This window comes from Microbacterium aurugineum, assembly GCF_023101205.1.
GTDB lineage: Bacteria > Actinomycetota > Actinomycetes > Actinomycetales > Microbacteriaceae > Microbacterium > Microbacterium aurugineum.
This window is the reverse complement of record NZ_CP078078.1, coordinates 1,467,781-1,487,602: the sequence shown is the minus strand read 5'-3', so window position 1 is coordinate 1,487,602 and position 19,822 is coordinate 1,467,781. Positions and strand designations below refer to the sequence as shown.

Sequence of the window (19,822 nt, the reverse complement as noted above, 5' to 3'; positions counted from 1 at the left end):
CACGTACGTCTCAGCGTCGGTCCAGGGGTCAGCGATCGACGAGCGCGGCGATGCGCTCGACTGCTTCGGTGAGAATCTCCGGACTCGTGCCGAAGTTCAACCGAACGTGCCCGGCGCCTTCGATCCCGAACGCGGGGCCGAAGTGCAGAGCGACTTTGGCGTCCCTCAGGATACGTCGTGCGGGGTTCTCCCCCCATCCCAGGGCGGAGAGGTCGATCCAGGCAAGGTATCCCGCCTCGGGTATGCGATAGCGCGCGCCGGGCAGATGCGAGGCGAGCAGGTCTTCGAGGAGGACGCGATTCTCGTCCAGGGTGCGCAGCAGACCGTCGAGCCACTCATCGCTCTCTTCCGAGAACGCGGCGACGGCAGCCAGGAGCCCGAACTGCCCCGTGCGCCACTCGACTTCCACCGGAAGACCCCGCACGACCGCGGTCGTCTCCTCATCGGCCGTGACCATCAGCGCGCACTTGAGCCCGGCGAGGTTGAACGCCTTGCTGGCGCTGACCACCGCGTATCCGACCCGTCGAGCGGCGTCGCTCGCGGCGAGGAAAGGAGTGAAACCCGTCCCGGGCTGTGCGAGCGGCGCATGGATCTCGTCCGAGATGACCGCGACGCCGAACTCCTCGGCCAGGTCCGCGAGAGCAGCCAGACTCTCCCGAGCGTGCACGGTTCCGGTCGGATTGTGCGGATTGCACAGCAGCATCGCCGTCGCGCCGTCTTCGAAGGCGCCGCGGATCCCAGCGAGGTCGAGCTCCCACCCGATCCCCGTGTCGCGCAGCGGCACCCTCTCGACCTCGGCACCGGACTCGGCGACCAGGTCGTAGAAGGGCGGATACACCGGCGGGGTCACGACGACTCGCTCGCCCGGCTGGGTCACCCGACGCAGGATCTCGACGAGGCCCATGCTGACATCCGCGGTGCTGCGCATGCGGGCGGGATCCGGGGACCACCCGTACCGGCGCGCCGCGAACGCCGCGAACGACTCGGCGAGGGGTGTCCGGGAGGCCACGTAACCGGTGTCGCCGACCGCCACCGCGCGCTGCAGCGCGGCGGAGACGGCAGGTGCGAGCGGGAAATCGGTCTCTGCGACGAAGAGCGGAAGCACGTCGGCCGGGTACTCGCGCCACTTCTCGCTGCTGCGCTCACGGAGTTCTGCCAGAGGCAGCGCCTTCACCTGAAGCATTCGTTCTCCCGAGATTCGACACACGCCATCGCGGTGTCCTCCGAACCGGCGCGCGTCGATGACGCCGACCGACGGTCCTCCGTGACGGTCAGATCGCGAAGCCGAGAGCGCGCATCATGTCACGCCCGTCGTCCGTGATCCGCTCCGGACCCCACGGCGGCATCCAGACCCAGTTGATCCGGAAGCGATCGACGACGCTGTCCAGAGCCTGAGCCGTCTGGTCCTCGAGGACATCGGTGAGCGGGCACCCGGCGCTGGTCAGCGTCATGTGGATGACGAGAGCATCGTTCTCGTCATCCCAGGCGAGGTCGTAGATGAGGCCGAGGTCGACGACGTTGATCCCGAGCTCGGGGTCCATGACGTCTTTGAGAGCTTCGGTGACCGCGTCGTACTTCTCGTCCGTGAGGGTCGCTGTCATGCGATCAGCCTACGCCTCGATAGGGGCTGCAGGGTCGAGGAAACGGTCGTATCCCTCGTTCTCCAGCCGGTCGGCGAGCTCCGGGCCGCCCTCTTCCACGATCTTGCCCGCGACGACCACGTGGACGAAGTCGGGACGGATGTAACGGAGGATGCGGGTGTAGTGGGTGATCAGCAGCACGCCGAGCCCGGTGGACTCCTTCGCACGGTTGACACCTTCGGAGACGATCTTCAGCGCGTCGACGTCGAGGCCGGAGTCGGTCTCGTCGAGGACCGCGAACTTCGGCTTGAGCACCTCGAGCTGCAGGATCTCGTGACGCTTCTTCTCACCGCCGGAGAAGCCCTCGTTGACATTGCGCTGCGCGAACTTCGGGTCCATGCGCAGGTTCGACATGGCGGCCTTGACGTCCTTGGTCCACCCGCGGATCGCCGGTGCTTCGCCGTCGAGCGCGGTCTTCGCAGTACGCAGGAAGTTCGTCACCGTGACGCCGGGGATCTCCACCGGGTACTGCATCGCGAGGAACAGTCCTGCGCGAGCGCGCTCGTCGACGCTCATCTCCAGGACGTCCTGGCCGTCGAAGGTGATCGAACCGGAGGTCACCGTGTACTTCGGGTGACCTGCGATCGTGTAGGCCAGGGTCGACTTGCCGGAGCCGTTGGGGCCCATGATGGCGTGGGTCTCACCGGTGTTCATGGTGAGGTTGATTCCGTTGAGGATCGGGGTGGTCCCCGCCTCGGTCTCGACCGTCACGTGCAGGTCGCGGATCTCGAGAACAGACATTCTTCAGACTTCCTTAATCACAGTCGGATCGATGAGCACGTCGTCGCCGTCGATCTGGACGACGTAGACCGGGACGGGCTCATATGCGGGGAGATTCTGGGGCTTGCCGGTGAGCAGCGAGAAGGCCGAGCCGTGCGCCCAGCACTCCACGGTGTCTCCCTCGACGAACCCCTCGGACAGCGAGATGTCGCCGTGGGTGCAGGTGTCGCCGATGGCGTGGATGACTCCGTCACCGTCCTTGATCACGGTGATGGGCACACCACCCGGGTCGACGCGCAGAGGCGTGTCCTGCTCGAGGTCGGCGACACCGCAGACGCGTTCGGCGGTCATGCACTCACCTCGGCGAGCTCCGCCTCGATCGCCGCCAGCAACTCGGTCTCGAGAGCGGGGATGCCGAGACGCTGCACGATGTCGGTGAGGAAGCCGAGCACGACGAGTCGTCGCGCTTCTTCTTCCGTGATACCGCGGGCCTGGAGGTAGAAGAGCTGCTCGTCGTCGAAACGACCGGTGGCGCTGGCATGGCCCGCACCGAGGATGTCGCCGGTCTCGATCTCGAGGTTCGGGATCGAGTCGGCGCGCGCGCCCTCGGTCAGCACCAGGTTGCGGTTCGCCTCGTAGGAGTCGGTGCCCGTCGCGTCCGCACCGATCAGCACGTCGCCGATCCAGACGCTGTGGGCGCTCTGTCCCTGCAGTGCCCCCTTGTAGAGGACGTCGCCCTTCGTGTGCGGCCCCTTGTGGTGCAGATACACCTGGCTCTCCAGGTGCTGCCCGGCGTCCGCGTACGAGAGGCCGTAGAGGTACCCCTCGGAGCCGGCACCGGCGAGCTCGACACTCGGGTTGACCCGCACGACGCCGCCACCGAAGCTGACCACGAAGTGCTTGAGGGTCGCATCCGCGCCCACCCTGGCCTGGTGCGCGGCGGCGTGCACGGCGTCATCGGCCCACTGCTGCAGGCTGATGACGGTGAGCTTCGCCCCGTCGCGAACGATGATCTCGACGTTCTGCGCGTACTGCGCGGAGCCGGTGTGCTGGAGGACGACCGTCGCCGCGCTGTGCTCGAGCGCTTCGATGACGATGTGCGCATCGGCCCGACGCTCAGCGCCCAGACCCGTGATGGCGATGAAGATCGGCTCTGCGACCTCCTCTTCACGCGGGATGCGCACGTGAAGGGCCTCGGAGCTGCCCTGCCAGGCGACGGCGGCCGTGATGTCCTCCGCGAGGAAGACCTGACCACGGGGCTCCGCGCCGACGGCGAGCGGGGCGGCGATGTACTGCTCCCCCGCGCTGTGCGCGTAGCTGACGCCGTCGTTCGGTGACGCGACCTCGAACAGCGGGGTGAGCTGCGCGATCGGGGTGTGCTTCCAGTTGACCTCGCGCCCGGTGGGGGCACCGAAGTCGGAAGGTTCGAAGGAGTGCGGCCGCTCCGAGCGGGTCTGCACCGGGACGAATCCGGCTTCTGCGACCTGGGCCGCGGGGTCGATGTGCGCGTTCGTGTGCTGCGCCTCGGCAGGCGCTGTCGTAGCGGCGGTCACTAGCCGACCGATCCTTCCATGCCCATCTCGATGAGCTTGTTCAGTTCCATCGCGTATTCCATGGGCAGCTCGCGTGCGATCGGTTCGATGAAGCCGCGCACGATCATCGCCATCGCCTCGTCCTCGGGCATTCCGCGCGACTGCAGGTAGAACAGCTGCTCCTCGCTCACCTTCGAGACCGTGGCCTCGTGGCCGAGCTGCACGTCGTCGACACGGATGTCGATCGCCGGGTAGGTGTCGGAGCGCGACTTGGTGTCCACGAGCAGGGCGTCGCACCGCACGGTGTTCGCCGAGTGGTGCGCCGCGGCGTCCACGCGCACCTCGCCGCGGTAGCCGGCACGCCCGCCACCACGCGCGATCGACTTCGAGACGATCGACGACTGGGTGTACGGCGCCATGTGGATCATCTTCGCGCCCGCGTCCTGGTGCTGACCGGGGCCGGCGAAGGCGACCGAGAGCGTCTCCCCCTTGGCGTGCTCGCCCATCAGGTAGATCGACGGGTACTTCATCGTCACCTTGGAGCCGATGTTGCCGTCGACCCACTCCATGGTCGCGCCCTCGTGCGCCACGGCGCGCTTGGTGACCAGGTTGTAGACGTTGTTCGACCAGTTCTGGATCGTCGTGTAGCGCACGCGGGCGTTCTTCTTCACGATGATCTCGACGACGGCCGAGTGCAGGGAGTCCGACTTGTAGATCGGAGCCGTGCAGCCCTCGATGTAGTGGACGTAGCTGCCCTCGTCGGCGATGATCAGGGTCCGCTCGAACTGGCCCATGTTCTCGGTGTTGATCCGGAAGTACGCCTGCAGCGGGATCTCGACGTGCACGCCCTTGGGGACGTAGACGAAGGAACCGCCCGACCACACGGCCGTGTTGAGCGCGGCGAACTTGTTGTCACCCGCGGGGATGACGGTGCCGAAGTACTCCTCGAAGAACTCCGGGTGCTCACGCAGAGCCGTGTCGGTGTCCATGAAGATCACGCCCTGCTGCTCCAGGTCCTCGCGGATCTGGTGGTACACAACCTCGGACTCGTACTGAGCGGCGACACCGGCGACCAGGCGCTGACGCTCGGCCTCGGGGATGCCGAGCTTCTCGTAGGTGTCCCGGATCTCGGCCGGAAGGTCTTCCCAGGACTGCGCCTGCTTCTCCGTGGAGCGGACGAAGTACTTGATGTTGTCGAAGTCGATCTCGCTGAGGTCTGCGCCCCACGTCGGCATCGGCTTGCGCCCGAAGAGCTGATAGCCCTTGAGACGGGTCTTCAGCATCCACTCGGGCTCGTTCTTGAGGGCCGAGATGCCGCGGACGACCTCTTCCGAGATACCGCGTTTCGCGATGGCACCCGCAGCGTCCTCATCGTGCCAGCCGAACTCGTACACCCCCAGACCGTCAAGCTCCGGGCGGTCGATCAGTACATCCGACATCCAACACTCTCCTCACAGGTCCCAAACGGTGTCATCCGCCCCGACACACCTGATCCCCGTCGAGTCTGCGGGAGCGGGTGCCGTTGGTGGGCCCTCATCACCGGCGCTTCCATCGCGCCTAAACTGTTGACGATGCTTCAGCGCGGTCAGCGCTCATCGCAACAATCCGATTCTACAGGTTCCGCCTGACAGACGGGCCATGCCCGCCGCGTCGCGCGCGGTCCGGAGGACTTATGCCCGAGACGATGATCCCCGCCTCCCCGAAGACGGACACGGCACCGCCGCGTTCAGCGCTGTGGGGCCGTGCGTTGACGGTCTTCGCCTGGCTCTCCTTCCTCAGCGAGACCATCATCATCGGCACCGGTGGCGCCGTGCGCCTCACCGGTTCGGGACTCGGCTGCTCGGATTGGCCGCTGTGCACTCCCGAGTCCCTCGTCCCGGTCTTCGAGGTGCAGGGCATCCACGGCCTGATCGAGTTCGGCAACCGCCTGATGACCGGAGTCGTCGGGATCATCGCGCTCGTGGTCGTGCTCCTGGTCCTGCGTCGGTACAGCGGGAAGCGCGGCCTGGTCCGGGCGTTGTGGTTCGCCGTCGGCGGCATCGTGGGAGCCGTTCTCACCTACTTCCTCGTGACCCTCGTCTCCCGCTTGTCCGGAGCGGAAGAGGCTCCTCTCGCGTTCCCCTTCGCGACGGGTGTCCTCCTCCTCGCGATCATCGCGGCCGCGGTCCACTCGGTGCGCACGACCGCCGCACGACGCGATCTCGTCACTCTGGCCTGGATCGTCCTGGCGGGCGTCGTGGCACAGGCGCTCGTCGGCGGCATCACGGTCCTCACCGGACTCAACCCCTTCATCGTGGGATTCCACTACGCGTCATCACTGCTGCTGGTGTGCGTCACGGCTGCCTTCCTGGTGCGTCTGAAGACCGCGCCTGGGCCGCGCGAGCGCGCGGTGCCGACCTGGTTCGCGATCGTCACCCACCTGACCGGCCTCGTCCTGGCCATGACGATCCTGTTCGGCGTCCTGACGACCGGTTCCGGTCCGCACTCCGGTGACGCCGACGTGCTGCGCCACGGCTTCGATGCGACCGTGCTCGCGCATGTGCACTCCTGGCCGGGATACATCCTCGCCGGCCTGGTGCTGTTCTTGACGATCGCTGCCTGGGTGCTCCGTCTGGAACCCCGGCGCTGGCTGCTCGTGCTGGTCCTCGCGATCCTCGTGCAAGTCGGTGTCGGCGTGTGGCAGGCCCGCGAAGGACTCCCCCCGGTGCTGGTCGGCATCCACATGGTCCTGGCCGCACTCTCGGCCGCGACCTACACGGTGGTCGTGCTGCGCTTGCGGCGTCCGGTCCCTGCGGAAGACTGACGTCGCACAGGCGATGCACAGGCGCCGCATCGCCGACTCATCAGCAGGTCGGCGATGATGGCCGCATGAACAAGTCACTCTCACGAAGCATCGGCTTCTGGCTCCTGCTCGTCGTCTCCCTCGCCGCGACCGCGGTGGGTGGATGGCTGATCTCCGGTCAGATCGCCACGATGACCAGCACGCTGCTCGATGGCACCGCCACCGGCATCGAGGTGTACGTCGGACAGTCGCTCGTCGTCGTGGGCGCCGGCGTGCTCGCCGCCGGTATCGTCGGCATCCTGCTGACGCTCGGACTTGTCGCCGCGCGTTCGCTCGTCCCCGCCCCTGCTCCGGCCGTCGTCGAGACGATCGACTGGACGGTGGAGGCGGAGGAGCCGTCGACTCCGGTCGCACCCGAGTCCACCGCGGTCCCGACCACCGAGGTCCCCGCGGACGGTGCCCCCGGCACCGTCGAGCAGGCGGCCGACGAGAAGACCGAGGACGACCCCTCCGTCACCCGCTGATCACCCGAGCGGGAACACGACGGGGCGGCACCGAGAATCGGTGCCGCCCCGTCGTGTTCGAGGAGTGGTCAGAATGGCAGCAGCGGATCGACCGCGACCGCGACGAAGATCAACGTCAGATAGGTGATCGAAGCGTGGAACACGCGCATCGGGCGAGGCTCGGTACCGCGCACCGCACGGTTGTACAGGCGATGCGACTCGTAGATGAACCATCCGCCGAACACCGCGGCGGAGACCGTGTACACCAGCCCCATGTCCGCGATCGGCACGAGCAGGAGCGAGCAGGCGACCGTGGCCCAGGCGTACAGGATCACCTGGAGGCCGACCTGCGAGGCGTTGCGCGTGACCCCGAGCATCGGGACGTCGACGTCCTCGTAGTCGTCCTTGTACTTCATCGACAGCGGCCAGTAGTGCGGCGGGGTCCACAGGAACACGAGAAGGAAAAGGATGAACGCCGGCCAGTCGAGCGAGCCGGTCACGGCGGACCAGCCGATGAGCACCGGGAAGCACCCGGCGATGCCACCCCAGACGATGTTCTGCTCGGTGCGGCGCTTGAGGATCATCGTGTAGATCACGACGTAGAAGAAGATCGCCGTGGCGGAGAGCGTCGCCGTGAGCCAGTTGGTCGTGACCAGCAGCCAGACGGTCGAGGTGATCGCGAGCGTCCACGAGAAGACGAGTGCGCCGCGCGCACTGACCTCGCCGGTCACCAGCGGCCGGTTCTCGGTGCGATGCATGTGCGCATCGATGTCGCGGTCGAGGTACATGTTGAACGCCGCCGCGGAACCGGCGCTGAGGGATCCGCCGATGACGGTGGCCAGCACGAGCCAGAGGTCCGGCAGCCCGCCCTGCGCGAGGAACATCACCGGCACGGTCGACACGAGCAGCAGCTCGAGGACACGCGGCTTGGTGAGTGTCACGTACGCCTTCACCGTGCGACCGATGGACGACTTCCTCACGGTCTGATCAGACATCGTCGAGATCTCGATCGCCTCCTCCGCGCACGTAACCGGACAACCTCTCCAGTGTATGACACGGCGTGACGTCCTCTGCGCCGTCGATCCGCGTAGCACGACAGTCGTCTTCGCTATGCTGAAAGCACTCGCGCGCCCGGCGCTGCGCACTCCCCTCCACCCGTCCCCGCGACGGTGCAGGATGCGCCAGGGAAGTTGCGGATGCGCCAGGGAATACGGGCGCCCTCGAAACTGTCGGAAAGGGCATGAACGTGTCGGAATTGCAGTGGGATGAGATCGATCGACGTGCGGTGGACACCGCCCGGATCCTGGCGGCCGATGCCGTCGAGAAGGTCGGCAACGGGCACCCCGGCACGGCGATGAGCCTCGCTCCGGCCGCGTATCTCCTCTACCAGCGGGTGCTCCGCCACGATCCGACCGACACCGACTGGCTGGGCCGCGACCGCTTCATCCTGTCCGTGGGGCACTCCTCCCTCACCCAGTACGTGCAGCTCTACCTCGGTGGTTTCGGGCTCGAGCTCGACGACCTGAAGGCGCTTCGCACGTGGGGCTCGCTGACCCCCGGACACCCGGAGTACGGGCACACCAAGGGCGTCGAGATCACGACCGGACCTCTCGGCCAGGGACTCGCCTCGGCCGTGGGCTTCGCCTACGCCGCCCGCTACGAACGCGGCCTGTTCGACCCCGAAGCCGCTGCGGGCACGAGTCCGTTCGACCACTTCGTGTACGTGATCGCCGGTGACGGCGACCTGCAGGAGGGCGTCACGAGCGAAGCCTCCTCTCTGGCCGGCCACCAGCAGCTCGGCAATCTGATCGCGATCTACGACTCCAACCAGATCTCGATCGAGGACGACACCAACGTCGCCTTCACCGAGGACGTCGCGAAGCGTTACGAGTCCTACGGCTGGCAGGTCCAGGTCGTCGACTGGAAGAAGACCGGCGAGTACGTCGAAGACGTCGCCGAGCTCAACGCGGCCATCGAGGCCGCTCAGGGCGAGACCTCGAAGCCGTCGCTCATCATCCTCAAGACGATCATCGGCTGGCCCTCGCCCGGCAAGCAGAACTCCGGCAAGATCCACGGCTCCGCCCTGGGTGCCGACGAGCTGGCCGCGACCAAGAAGGTCCTCGGCTTCGACCCCGACCAGAACTTCGTGGTCGCCGACGAGGTCATCGCCCACACGCGTGGTCTCGCCGCTCGCGCTGCCGAGGCACGTGCCGCGTGGCAGGAGTCGTTCGACGCCTGGGCGTCGGCGAACCCGGAGAAGAAAGCCCTGCTCGACCGGCTCGAGGCCCAGGAGCTCCCGGCCGACATCACCGGCGCGCTGCCCGTGTTCGAGTCCGGCAAGGAGGTGTCGACCCGCGCCGCGTCCGGCCAGGTCATCAACGCCCTCGCCGCCGAGCTCCCCGAGCTGTGGGGCGGATCGGCTGACCTCGCCGAGTCGAACCTCACGACCATCAAGGATGCGCCGTCGTTCATCCCCACCGAGTGGTCGACCCACGAGTGGTCGGGCAACCCGTACGGACGCGTGCTGCACTTCGGCATCCGCGAGCACGCCATGGGTGCGATCGTGAACGGCATCGTGCTGCACGGCCCGACCCGCGCGTTCGGCGGCACGTTCCTGATCTTCAGCGACTACATGCGGCCCGCGGTTCGCCTCGCGGCGCTCATGGACATCCCGTCCGTCTTCGTCTGGACGCACGACTCGGTCGCCCTCGGCGAGGACGGGCCCACCCACCAGCCGATCGAGCAGCTCGCCACCCTCCGCGCGATCCCGAACTTCACGGTCGTGCGCCCCGCGGACGCGAACGAGACCTCGGCCGCGTGGCTGGAGATCCTGCGTCGCCACGGGGGCCCCGCCGGCATCGCCCTGACGCGGCAGAACATCCCGGTGTTCGAGCGCGGCGACGGTGCGGCCTCGGGCGACGTGTTCGCCTCCGCCGACAACGCGTCCAAGGGCGCCTACGTCCTGGCCGAAGCACCGAGCGGAACGCCCGACGTCATCATCATCGCGACCGGCTCGGAGGTGCAGCTCGCCGTGGGCGCCCGCGAGGCGCTGGCCGCGGAAGGTGTGAACGTCCGCGTCGTCTCCGCTCCTTCGCTGGAGTGGTTCCACGAGCAGGACGAGGCGTACCGTGAGAGCGTGCTTCCGGCTTCCGTCACGGCCCGCGTCTCCGTGGAGGCGGGATCGGTGCTCGGCTGGCGCGAGATCGTCGGCGACCGCGGTCGCTCGATCGGCATCGACCACTTCGGTGCCTCCGCCGACTACAAGACCCTGTTCGAGAAATTCGGGATCACGACCGAGGCCGTCATCGCGGCCGCACGCGAGACCATCGCCGCACACAGCACCAAGGAGAACGCATGAGCACCCCCACCGCACAGCTCGCCGCCGCAGGTGTCAGCATCTGGCTCGACGACCTCTCCCGCACCCGCATCTCCTCCGGCAACCTCGCCGAGCTGATCTCGTCGCGCAACATCGTCGGAGTCACCACGAACCCGACGATCTTCGCGAACGCGATCACGGACAAGAACGACACCTCGTACGACGCGCAGGTGACCGAGCTCGCGGCATCCGGGGCGAGCGCCGAGGAGGCGGTCTTCGCCGCCACCACGCAGGACGTGGCCGCGGCACTCGACGTCTTCCGCCCGGTCTGGGAAGCGTCAGACCACGTCGACGGTCGTGTCTCGATCGAGGTCTCCCCCGACCTCGCCCACGACACCGCGGGCACCGTGGCACAGGCCAAGGAGCTGTGGGCGAAGATCGACCGCCCCAACCTGCTCGTCAAGATCCCGGCGACCAAGGCGGGTCTCCCGGCGATCTCCGAGGCGATCGGCGCCGGGATCAGCGTCAACGTCACGCTGATCTTCAGCCTCGAGCGCTACGCAGAGGTCATCGACGCCTACCTCACCGGACTCGAGACCGCGAAGGCAGCCGGCATCGACCTGTCGACCATCCACTCGGTCGCCTCGTTCTTCGTCTCCCGGGTCGACACCGAGACGGACAAGCGTCTCAGCGCCATCGGGACCGACGCCGCGGAGGCGCTCAAGAGCAAGGCGGGCCTGGCGAACGCCCGCCTCGCCTACGAGCTCTTCGAGCAGAGCTTCGCCGGTGACCGCGCCAAGAACCTGCTCGATGCCGGAGCCAACCCGCAGCGTCCGCTGTGGGCTTCGACGGGCGTCAAGGATCCCGCACTCCCCGACACCCTCTACGTGACCGAGCTCGTCGCTCAGGGCGTCGTCAACACGATGCCGGAGAAGACCCTCGAGGCGACGTTCGACCACGGCGTCGTCACCGGCGACACGATCACGGGCGGCTACGAAGAAGCCCGCGCCGTCTTCGCCGGACTCGCCGAGGTCGGCATCGACTTCACCGATGTCACCCAGGTGCTCGAGGACGAGGGCGTCGCGAAGTTCATCGACTCGTGGCACGATCTGCTGACGCAGGTCGCCGAAGGTCTGGAGTCCCAGCGATGACGTTCTCCATCCACGCATCCGGAGCCGCGCGCGCCGCGATCGATGAGACGGTGCCGAGCCTCGTCCACGATCTCGTCGCTTCCCGCATCACCGGCGGAGATCCCACGCTCTGGGGTACCGCGGCAGAGGCGGAGGCGTCGATCCGGCTCGGATGGGTCGAGGCCGTCTCGGTCTCGCGCCCCCTCGTCGCCGAAATCGTCGCCCTGCGCGACGACCTCCACGCCAAAGGGGTCACGCGGGTCGTCCTGGCAGGCATGGGAGGCTCCTCGCTCGCTCCCGAGGTCATCGCACAAACCGCAGGGATGCCGCTGACCATCCTCGACTCGACCGCTCCCGGCCAGGTGCTCGCCGCCCTGGATGAAGGGCTCGAGGGCACCGTTCTGGTCGTGTCGTCGAAGTCCGGGTCCACGGTCGAGACCGACTCGCAGCGTCGTACCTTCGAGGCCGCTTTCCGCGACCTCGGCATCGACCCCGTGGAACGCATCGTCGTCGTGACCGACCCCGGTTCCCCGCTCGATGCGTCGGCGCGCGAAGCAGGGTACCGCGTCTTCAACGCCGACCCGAACGTCGGAGGGCGCTACTCAGCGCTCACAGCGTTCGGACTGGTGCCGACAGGTCTCGCGGGCGTCGACATCGACGAGCTGCTGAACGAAGCCGAGGCCTCGTCCCTCGAGGTGGCCGTCGACTCCGCCGAGAACCCGGCGCTCCGCCTCGGTGCGGCCATCGCCGCGACGAACCCCCGTCGCGACAAGCTCGGCCTGATCACGGACGGCACGCACATCAAGGGTCTGCCGGACTGGATCGAGCAGCTCATCGCCGAGTCCACCGGCAAGGACGGTACCGGTATCCTCCCGGTCGTCCTCCTTCCGGTCTCCCCGGAGCTCGACCCGGTGCCCGCCGACCTGCAGATCGTGCGGCTCGTCGACGACGCGAACGAGTTCCACCTGCACGAACGCTACGAGGGCGAGATCCTCGTCAGCGGGACGCTCGGCGCGCAGCTCATCGTCTGGGAGTACGCGACCGCGATCGCGGGCCACCTGCTGCACATCAACCCCTTCGATCAGCCCGATGTCGAATCGGCCAAGGTCGCCGCCCGTGGCCTTCTCGACGCACGCCCCGAGCCGACCGCCCCGGCCTTCGTCGAGAACGGCGTCGAGGTGCGTGTGTCCGACCCGGCACTCGCGGCCTCCGGCACCGTCGAGGGCGTCCTGGACGCACTCTGGGCGCAGCTCCCCGCCGACGGCTACGTGTCGATCCAGGCCTACGTCAACCGGCTCGAGGTGCCTCAGCTCCAGGGCCTGCGCGAACTGGTGGCCGCCGACTCCGGACGACCGACCACCTTCGGATGGGGTCCGCGGTTCCTGCACTCGACCGGCCAGTATCACAAGGGCGGTCCCGCGCAGGGGGTGTTCCTGCAGATCCTCGAGCGCACGGACATCGATCTCGAGATCCCGGATCGTCCCTTCACCTTCGGGCAGCTCATCCAGGCCCAGGCCGCCGGTGACGCCGCCGTGCTCGCCGAGCACGGACGTCCCGTCGTCACGCTGACGATCACCGAGTCCTCGGACGACGTGCTCGCCCTCTTCGAAGCCGCACAGAAGTAACAGCAGGAGAATCCCCCACTGATGTCTGTTCCCCTCTCGCGCGGGCACAACCCGCTGCGTGACCCCGATGACCGCCGCCTCAATCGGATCGCGGGGCCCAGCGCCCTCGTGATCTTCGGAGTCACCGGTGACCTCTCACGCAAGAAGCTGATGCCCGCGGTCTACGATCTCGCCAACCGCGGGCTGCTCCCTCCGGGGTTCGCCCTGGTCGGGTTCGCTCGCCGGGACTGGGAAGACCAGGACTTCGCGCAGGTCGTCTACGACGCGGTGAAGGAGCACGCCCGGACGCCGTTCCGTGAAGAGACGTGGACTCAGCTGCTGCAGGGCATCCGCTTCGTCTCGGGTGAGTTCGACAACCCGGACTCGTTCCACAAGCTCCGTGAGACCGTCGAGAAGCTCGACCTCGAACGCGGCACCATGGGCAACCACGCGTTCTACCTGTCGATCCCGCCCAAGGACTTCCCGCTCGTCGCCAAGCAGCTGAAGGATTCCGGGCTCGTCGGTGAGAACAGCGACGATGACGAGCGCTGGCGGCGGGTGGTGATCGAGAAGCCCTTCGGACACGACCTCGAGTCCGCGCGTGCCCTCAACGCTGCGCTCGAAGTGGCCTTCCCGGCCGACTCGATCTTCCGCATCGACCACTACCTGGGCAAGGAGACGGTCCAGAACATCCTGGCGCTGCGCTTCGCGAACGAGTTGTATGAGCCGATCTGGAACCGCAACTACGTCGATCATGTGCAGATCACCATGGCCGAGGACATCGGCGTGGGCGGCCGGGCCGGTTACTACGACGGCATCGGCGCTGCGCGCGACGTGATTCAGAACCACCTCCTCCAGCTCCTCGCCCTGACCGCCATGGAAGAGCCGATCAGCCTGTCGGCTGCGGACCTGCGTGCCGAGAAGGAGAAGGTGCTCGCTGCCGTCCACGTCCCGGAGGACCTCTCCCTCGCCACCGCGCGTGGGCAGTACGACGGCGGCTGGCAGGGCGGCGAGCAGGTGACCGGCTTCCTGGCGGAGGAGGGGATGAACCCCGAGTCGACCACGGAGACCTACGCGGCCATCAAGCTCGAGATCGACACGCGTCGGTGGGCCGGTGTGCCGTTCTACCTGCGCACCGGCAAACGCCTCGGACGTCGTGTGACCGAGATCGCCGTGGTCTTCAAGCGCGCACCCCAGCACCTGTTCGGGCGTGGCAACGCCTCGGAACTCGGACAGAATGCGCTCGTCATCCGGGTGCAGCCCGACGAGGGCGTCACCATCCGGTTCGGCTCGAAGGTTCCGGGCAGCGGATCCAACGTCCGCGACGTCACGATGGACTTCGGCTACGGCCACGCGTTCACCGAGGCGAGCCCCGAGGCGTACGAGCGTCTGATCCTCGACGTCCTCCTGGGTGACCCGCCGCTGTTCCCGCGGCACGAGGAGGTCGAGCTCTCCTGGAAGATCCTCGATCCCGTCGAGAAGTACTGGGCCGCCGAGGGCGGCCCGGTCGAGCAGTACGCGCCAGGCTCGTGGGGACCGGCATCAGCCGACGACCTGCTGGCCCGCGATGGACGAGTCTGGAGACGCCCGTGATCATCGATCTTCCCGACACCACCGTCAGCCAGGTCGCGAAGCAGCTGGTCAAGGTACGCGAGGAGGGCGGCGCCGTCGCTCTCGGTCGTGTCCTCACCCTGGTCATCTCCGCACGCAACGGGGTGGCCGAGGCCGCCATCGATGCCGCCAACGATGCGTCCCGCGAGCACCCCATGCGCGTCATCGTGCTCACGACCGGCGAAGGGGATTCCCGCCTCGATGCGCAGATCCGCGTCGGCGGAGACGCCGGCGCCAGCGAGGTGGTCGTCCTCCGTGCCTTCGGTGACGCCGCCAGCAACGAGGAGAGCCTGATCACCGGCCTCCTCCTGCCGGATGCTCCCGTCGTCGCGTGGTGGCCCGAAGCAGCTCCGGTCGCCCCGGCGCAGTCACCACTCGGCAAGATCGCCCAGCGACGCATCACGGATGCGGCGACGGCGAGCGACGTCCGCGACCGGCTCGCCCTCCTCGGCGAGACCCATGCCCCCGGTGACACCGACCTCGCCTGGACCCGGCTGACGCACTGGCGGGAACAACTGGCGGCCGTGCTGGATCAGCCGCCCTACGAGCCGATCACCGGCGTCGAGGTCCGTGGAGCCGCGGCTTCCCCGTCCACCGCTCTGCTGGCCGCCTGGCTGCAGATGGCGCTCGAGGTTCGGGTGCGCTGGTCGTACGAGGATCCTGAGCATTGGGAAGAGGGCATCAAGTCCGTGCGCCTGACCCGTGAGTCCGGCGACATCCTGCTGGAGCGCCCGACGCCGGGCGTCGCGGTGCTCACGCAGCCCGGACAGCCGAACCACGACCTCCACCTGCCGCGCCGGACCCTTCGTGAGTGCCTCGCGGAGGAGCTGCGTCGGTTGGACCCCGATGTCCTGTACGGTCGAGTCATCACCGAGGGCTGGGAGAAGCTGGGTCCGCCCGAGACTGGAGAGTGACGTCGATGCCGGTATCATCCGCAGAGAAGCGGGTCGTGGTGGAATCCACACCTGCCGCCCTCGCCCACCGTGTCGCCGATCGATTCCTTACGCGTGTCCGCGCGCGCACGAGGAACGGTCGTCTGGCCCACATCGCCCTGACCGGCGGATCGATGGGTGGAGCGGTGTTGCGCGCGACCCTGGAAGACCCTCGGTCGGCCGAGATCGACTGGTCGCTGGTGCACTTCTGGTGGGGTGACGAGCGATTCGTTCCGCGCGATGACGCCGACCGCAATTCCCTGCAGTCGCGGCAGGCTCTGCTCGACCACATCCCGGTACCCGCCGACAACGTGCATGAGGTGGCCGGCCCCGACACCGGGCTCACTCTGGACGAGTCTGCCGCAGCCTATGCGGCGGAGCTCGCCCGCTTCGGCACCGAAGACCACGCATGGCCGTCCTTCGCCGTGTGCTTCCTCGGAGTGGGACCCGACGGCCACGTCGCCTCGCTCTTCCCCGACCGCGACGAGGTCACGGTCACGGATGCCGCAGTGCTCGCCGTCCGTGACTCGCCCAAGCCGCCGCCGGAGCGTGTGACGCTCACGCGCCCGGTGCTGAACTCGTCGAAGCGCGTCTGGCTGGTGCTGACCGGCGCAGACAAGGCCTCTGCCCTGGGTCTGGCCCTCGCAGGCGCCAGCTACACGAGCGTGCCCGCCGCGGGCGCCAAGGGACGCAAGCGCACGGTGTTCTTCGTGGACGAGGCCGCCGCCGCCGAGGTCTCCCCCGACCTCATCGATCAGGCCTACTGAACGGACATCGCGGCTGGGGTGCCGCTCTAGGGCTGTTCCGGCGAACCGGAACGCCACGGCTGCTCGCGCGGATCCTCCGGGTTGTCCGGACGATCCGTGGCCCCGGGGGTACCGGGAGAGGCCGGAGGGGGCACGGACGTGCCGGCAGCCGCCGGTGTGGTCTGGGACGTTTCCGGCGAGGTGCTGCCGCGCGCGATCCCCAGTTCCTGGCTCTCGCTGAGTACCTGCGGGTGGTAACGGGCGAGCCCGACGACTCCCCACACCGCGATGGCGCCCGCGATCACGAAGATCGCCATCACCCAGGGGGGAGCTGCCGCGGCTTCACCGAGGACGACCATGCCGATGACGACGGCGACGAGCGGATCGACGACCGTGAGCCCGGCGATGACGAGGTCGGGCGGACCCGAGCTGTACGCGGTCTGCACGAAGTAGCCACCGACGGCTGCTGCTGCGACGAGCGCGAGCACGCAGATCGCCGTGATCCACTCGAACTGCCCGGCCTCGATGCGCTTGATGACGACCTTCGCGAGCGTGGCGACGAAACCGTAGAGCACGCCGGCGCCGATCACGTAGAACAGCGCGCGCATGCGGTGCCGGAGTATGAGCCAGCCGCCGCCGAGGATGATGATGACCACCAGGAGCAGAGCGAGGATCACGAAGAGCTCACGATCGGTCACCTCCTGCTCGGTCGCATAGATCGCCGCGAAGAAGACGAAGAGGAAGATGCCGCCGACGCAGCACACGATGGCGGTGAGCGACTGTTTCGTCGGAGCATGACCGGAGACCCGCGCATTCAGGAGGGTCGTGATCACGAGAGCGATCGCCCCGAGGGGCTGGACGACGATCAGCGGGGCCTTCACCAGAGCCGCGAGCTGGCAGACCACGGCGAGCCCGAGCATCAACGTGCCGATGAGCCACGACGGCCGCGTCAGCAGGCGCCGGATCTGGTCGAAGCTGAGTCCTGACGCGCCGTCGGAGCCGCTGAGACGCTCGACCTTCTCCACGCCGCGGTGCTGATACTGCGCTCCCAGCGACATGAAGACGGCGCCGGCGAGGGCGAGAGGGATCCCCAGAAGCAGACCGGGGTTCTGAAAGGCGCCGACGAGCTGGTCGCCGACGTCGTCCACCGCATTCATCCACACCCCAGCAGTCACGATATGAGCCTACCTGCCGCATCGTGCCGACTAGGGTTGTGACGTGGCTGTACTACCGATTCGCATCATGGGCGACCCCGTCCTGCACTCCCCCGCTTCACCCGTCGACGAGATCACGGACGAGATCCGCACCCTCGTCGAGGACATGTTCGAGACGATGGACACCGCCCCGGGCGTCGGGCTCGCCGCACCTCAGGTCGGTGTGCCCCTGCGCATCTACACCTATGCCTACGTCGACGACGACGATGAGCCCTGGCGCGGCGTGCTCATCAATCCGGAGCTCTGGATGGTTCCCCTGGAGCCGGGCGACCCCGACCCGGAGCTGGAGTCGGAGGGCTGCCTGTCTTTCCCCGGCGAGCGGTTCCCGCTTCGACGCTCCGAGCGCGTCCGCGTCACAGCGACCGACCTCGACGGGCAGCCTGTCTCGATCGACGTGGACGGATGGCGTGCCCGCATCATGCAACACGAGTTCGACCACCTCGACGGCATCCTCTACGTGGATCGCCTCTCCGACGGGGACTGGAAGACCGTGCAGAAGATCGCGCGCAAGCGTGGATGGGGACGCCCGGGCGCAAGTTGGATGCCCGGCGTGGACGACCTCGAAGGATGACCCGAATGAAGCTCCATCCCGGACTCTCCCTGTTCCTCGCCACCGGCGCCCTGACCCTCTCGGTCGTTCTGACCGGTTGTGGTGGATCCGCCTCCGCACCGGAGCCGAGCTCGACGGCGGACGGCGCGGAGACCGAAAACGTCACGACTCCTGCCGTGCAGGTCGGCGATTGCCGCGTCGAAGCCGCCTCCGGGATGCCCGAGGACGCCGAGGTCGTGCCGTGCGACGAACCGCACGACGAAGAGGTCTTCCACCAGGTCACCGTGCGGGAGGAGGACTTCAGCATCGAAACGGTCGACGCATACACGACGGAGTGCGTGGGTGAGGCGTTCACCGAGTTCGTCGGAGTCGCGCGCGAGAAGTCGGCACTCATCGTGTATCTGATCCCCCCCACGGCAGAGACCTGGGACCAGCCAGACGGACGCGTGCTCTCCTGCCTGCTCGCCGATCCGGCCGGCCCCGTCGAAGGAACGCTCGAGGGCGCAGCCCGCTGACCATCCGCACCGGGTGCGCAGAGCGCCCGTGGGAATGACGAAAGCCCCCTCCGAAGAGGGGGCTTTCGTCATTGGCTCCCCGGCTTGGACTCGAACCAAGAACCTGCCGGTTAACAGCCGGCTGCTCTGCCAATTGAGCTACCGAGGAATGCGCCCGCTGCGCGGGCAACTCGACAAGCTTAGCAAACTCCCGACGAAGTTCATGACACCGGGGCGCCCTTCGCGTATGCCGGGCGTGTCGGCGTCAGCGCCGCGAATCCGACTCCGCGTTCGGCACCCAGAGCAGATCCCGGCCGACACCGCGGGCGACCACATGACCACCACGGAGCATGAGAGTCTCGGCGTTCAGTTCGCGGATGAAGTCCGCGTCGTTCGTGACGAGCAGCGCCGCCATCGACTGTTCCTTGCGGCGACGGGTGATCGCATCGAAGACCACGGGGCGGACCTCGAGGTCGAGGTTGGCGAGCACCTCATCCGCGATGAGCACCCGCGGCTCGAGGACGAAGGAGCGGGCGATCGCCACGCGCTGACGCATACCGGCGCTGAGCTCATAGGGGAACTTCGCCGCCGTCCCGAGCGGAAGGTGGAGTTCGTCCAGCAGCGTGGCCACGCGGATCGACAGAGCCTTGGTGTTGACCCGCCGTTCGCGGATCAGGATCGGTTCGGCGATCACCTCGTTGACCGTCAGGCGCGGCGGAAGATCGGCGCCCGCCCCTTGGGGGACGAAACCGGCGCGATAGGTGAGGATCCGGTGCTTGCGTCCGGGGCGGCGGACGTTCACCCCGCACACCTGTGCGCTGCCTCCGACGACCTTCACCGAGGGATCGGTGGAGCCGGCGAGGGCCGCCACCAGCGTCGACTTCCCGGATCCGGTCGGCCCCGCGACGCAGATGAGCTCCCCGGGCGCGAGCGAGAACGTGACACCGTCGACGGCCCGCGTCGGCATGCCATGACCGATCCGGTCGATCACCAGATCGGAGCAATCGATGGCGTTCTTGGGTTCGGGCTTGCGGGACATGTCTCCATC

At 67.8% G+C, this 19,822-nt stretch carries 19 protein-coding genes and 1 tRNA gene; 10 read left to right on the top strand and 10 right to left on the bottom strand.

Annotated features, from left to right (window positions below; genetic code table 11):
* Positions 1–28 precede the first annotated feature (28 nt).
* From KV397_RS07225 to sufB, 6 genes are all read right to left on the bottom strand, one after another.
* Positions 29–1,183 (bottom strand): MalY/PatB family protein, encoded by a 1,155-nt coding sequence (locus tag KV397_RS07225; protein WP_131491173.1) that lies wholly within the window; start codon positions 1,181–1,183, stop codon positions 29–31.
* A gap of 88 nt (positions 1,184–1,271) precedes the next feature.
* Complete coding sequence (locus tag KV397_RS07220) at positions 1,272–1,601, bottom strand: metal-sulfur cluster assembly factor (RefSeq protein WP_021200756.1); 330 nt, start codon at positions 1,599–1,601, stop codon at positions 1,272–1,274.
* 9 nt (positions 1,602–1,610) lie between these two features.
* Positions 1,611–2,381, bottom strand: a complete 771-nt coding sequence (sufC, locus tag KV397_RS07215; RefSeq protein ID WP_047520007.1) for a Fe-S cluster assembly ATPase SufC — start codon at positions 2,379–2,381, stop codon at positions 1,611–1,613.
* A 3-nt stretch (positions 2,382–2,384) separates the two neighbouring features.
* Complete coding sequence (locus KV397_RS07210; protein ID WP_131491174.1) at positions 2,385–2,711, bottom strand: non-heme iron oxygenase ferredoxin subunit; 327 nt, start codon at positions 2,709–2,711, stop codon at positions 2,385–2,387.
* The gene (gene sufD / locus KV397_RS07205; protein WP_261812531.1) at positions 2,708–3,913 is read right to left on the bottom strand and encodes a Fe-S cluster assembly protein SufD; all 1,206 of its coding nucleotides are present in this window, start codon (positions 3,911–3,913) and stop codon (positions 2,708–2,710) included. Before sufD ends, KV397_RS07210 begins: the two co-directional genes overlap by 4 nt.
* Positions 3,913–5,331 (bottom strand): Fe-S cluster assembly protein SufB, encoded by a 1,419-nt coding sequence (gene sufB / locus KV397_RS07200; protein WP_131491175.1) that lies wholly within the window; start codon positions 5,329–5,331, stop codon positions 3,913–3,915. The genes sufD and sufB overlap by 1 nt, the downstream gene beginning before the upstream one ends.
* Positions 5,332–5,564: 233 nt before the next feature.
* On the opposite strand from sufB, the gene KV397_RS07195 reads away from it, so the two are divergent.
* A complete protein-coding gene (locus tag KV397_RS07195) occupies positions 5,565–6,695 on the top strand; it encodes a COX15/CtaA family protein (RefSeq protein ID WP_261812530.1) in 1,131 nt (376 codons plus the stop codon).
* A 65-nt stretch (positions 6,696–6,760) separates the two neighbouring features.
* The gene (locus KV397_RS07190; RefSeq protein WP_248540533.1) at positions 6,761–7,198 is read left to right on the top strand and encodes a tetraspanin family protein; all 438 of its coding nucleotides are present in this window, start codon (positions 6,761–6,763) and stop codon (positions 7,196–7,198) included.
* A 68-nt stretch (positions 7,199–7,266) separates the two neighbouring features.
* On the opposite strand, the gene KV397_RS07185 is transcribed toward KV397_RS07190, so the two are convergent.
* Entirely contained in the window at positions 7,267–8,172 is a 906-nt protein-coding gene (locus KV397_RS07185; protein WP_047519996.1) for a heme o synthase, read from the bottom strand.
* 251 nt (positions 8,173–8,423) lie between these two features.
* Between KV397_RS07185 and tkt the strand changes: the two genes are divergently transcribed.
* The 6 genes from tkt to pgl are packed head-to-tail and all read left to right on the top strand — an operon-like array spanning position 8,424 to position 16,537.
* Positions 8,424–10,535 (top strand): transketolase, encoded by a 2,112-nt coding sequence (tkt, locus tag KV397_RS07180; RefSeq protein ID WP_134354025.1) that lies wholly within the window; start codon positions 8,424–8,426, stop codon positions 10,533–10,535.
* The gene (gene tal, locus KV397_RS07175; protein ID WP_261812529.1) at positions 10,532–11,644 is read left to right on the top strand and encodes a transaldolase; all 1,113 of its coding nucleotides are present in this window, start codon (positions 10,532–10,534) and stop codon (positions 11,642–11,644) included. The genes tkt and tal overlap by 4 nt, the downstream gene beginning before the upstream one ends.
* On the top strand, positions 11,641–13,248 hold the full coding sequence (locus KV397_RS07170; protein ID WP_261812528.1) for a glucose-6-phosphate isomerase: 1,608 nt from the start codon (positions 11,641–11,643) through the stop codon (positions 13,246–13,248). The genes tal and KV397_RS07170 overlap by 4 nt, the downstream gene beginning before the upstream one ends.
* Positions 13,249–13,269: 21 nt before the next feature.
* The gene (gene zwf / locus KV397_RS07165; protein ID WP_047519990.1) at positions 13,270–14,820 is read left to right on the top strand and encodes a glucose-6-phosphate dehydrogenase; all 1,551 of its coding nucleotides are present in this window, start codon (positions 13,270–13,272) and stop codon (positions 14,818–14,820) included.
* Entirely contained in the window at positions 14,817–15,752 is a 936-nt protein-coding gene (locus tag KV397_RS07160; RefSeq protein WP_047519988.1) for a glucose-6-phosphate dehydrogenase assembly protein OpcA, read from the top strand. The genes zwf and KV397_RS07160 overlap by 4 nt, the downstream gene beginning before the upstream one ends.
* Before the next feature lie 5 nt (positions 15,753–15,757).
* A complete protein-coding gene (pgl, locus tag KV397_RS07155; RefSeq protein ID WP_261812527.1) occupies positions 15,758–16,537 on the top strand; it encodes a 6-phosphogluconolactonase in 780 nt (259 codons plus the stop codon).
* Between the two features lie 26 nt (positions 16,538–16,563).
* Here the strand turns inward: pgl and KV397_RS07150 are convergent, their stop codons facing one another.
* Entirely contained in the window at positions 16,564–17,673 is a 1,110-nt protein-coding gene (locus KV397_RS07150) for a DMT family transporter (protein ID WP_261812663.1), read from the bottom strand.
* 61 nt (positions 17,674–17,734) lie between these two features.
* Between KV397_RS07150 and def the strand changes: the two genes are divergently transcribed.
* Entirely contained in the window at positions 17,735–18,301 is a 567-nt protein-coding gene (gene def, locus KV397_RS07145; RefSeq protein ID WP_131491181.1) for a peptide deformylase, read from the top strand.
* Between the two features lie 5 nt (positions 18,302–18,306).
* The gene (locus tag KV397_RS07140) at positions 18,307–18,795 is read left to right on the top strand and encodes a septum formation family protein (protein ID WP_261812526.1); all 489 of its coding nucleotides are present in this window, start codon (positions 18,307–18,309) and stop codon (positions 18,793–18,795) included.
* 72 nt (positions 18,796–18,867) lie between these two features.
* Here the strand turns inward: KV397_RS07140 and KV397_RS07135 are convergent.
* Positions 18,868–18,943 (bottom strand) — tRNA-Asn (locus KV397_RS07135).
* Between the two features lie 96 nt (positions 18,944–19,039).
* Positions 19,040–19,813, bottom strand: a complete 774-nt coding sequence (locus tag KV397_RS07130) for an ATP-binding cassette domain-containing protein (protein ID WP_131491183.1) — start codon at positions 19,811–19,813, stop codon at positions 19,040–19,042.
* Positions 19,814–19,822: the final 9 nt, after the last annotated feature.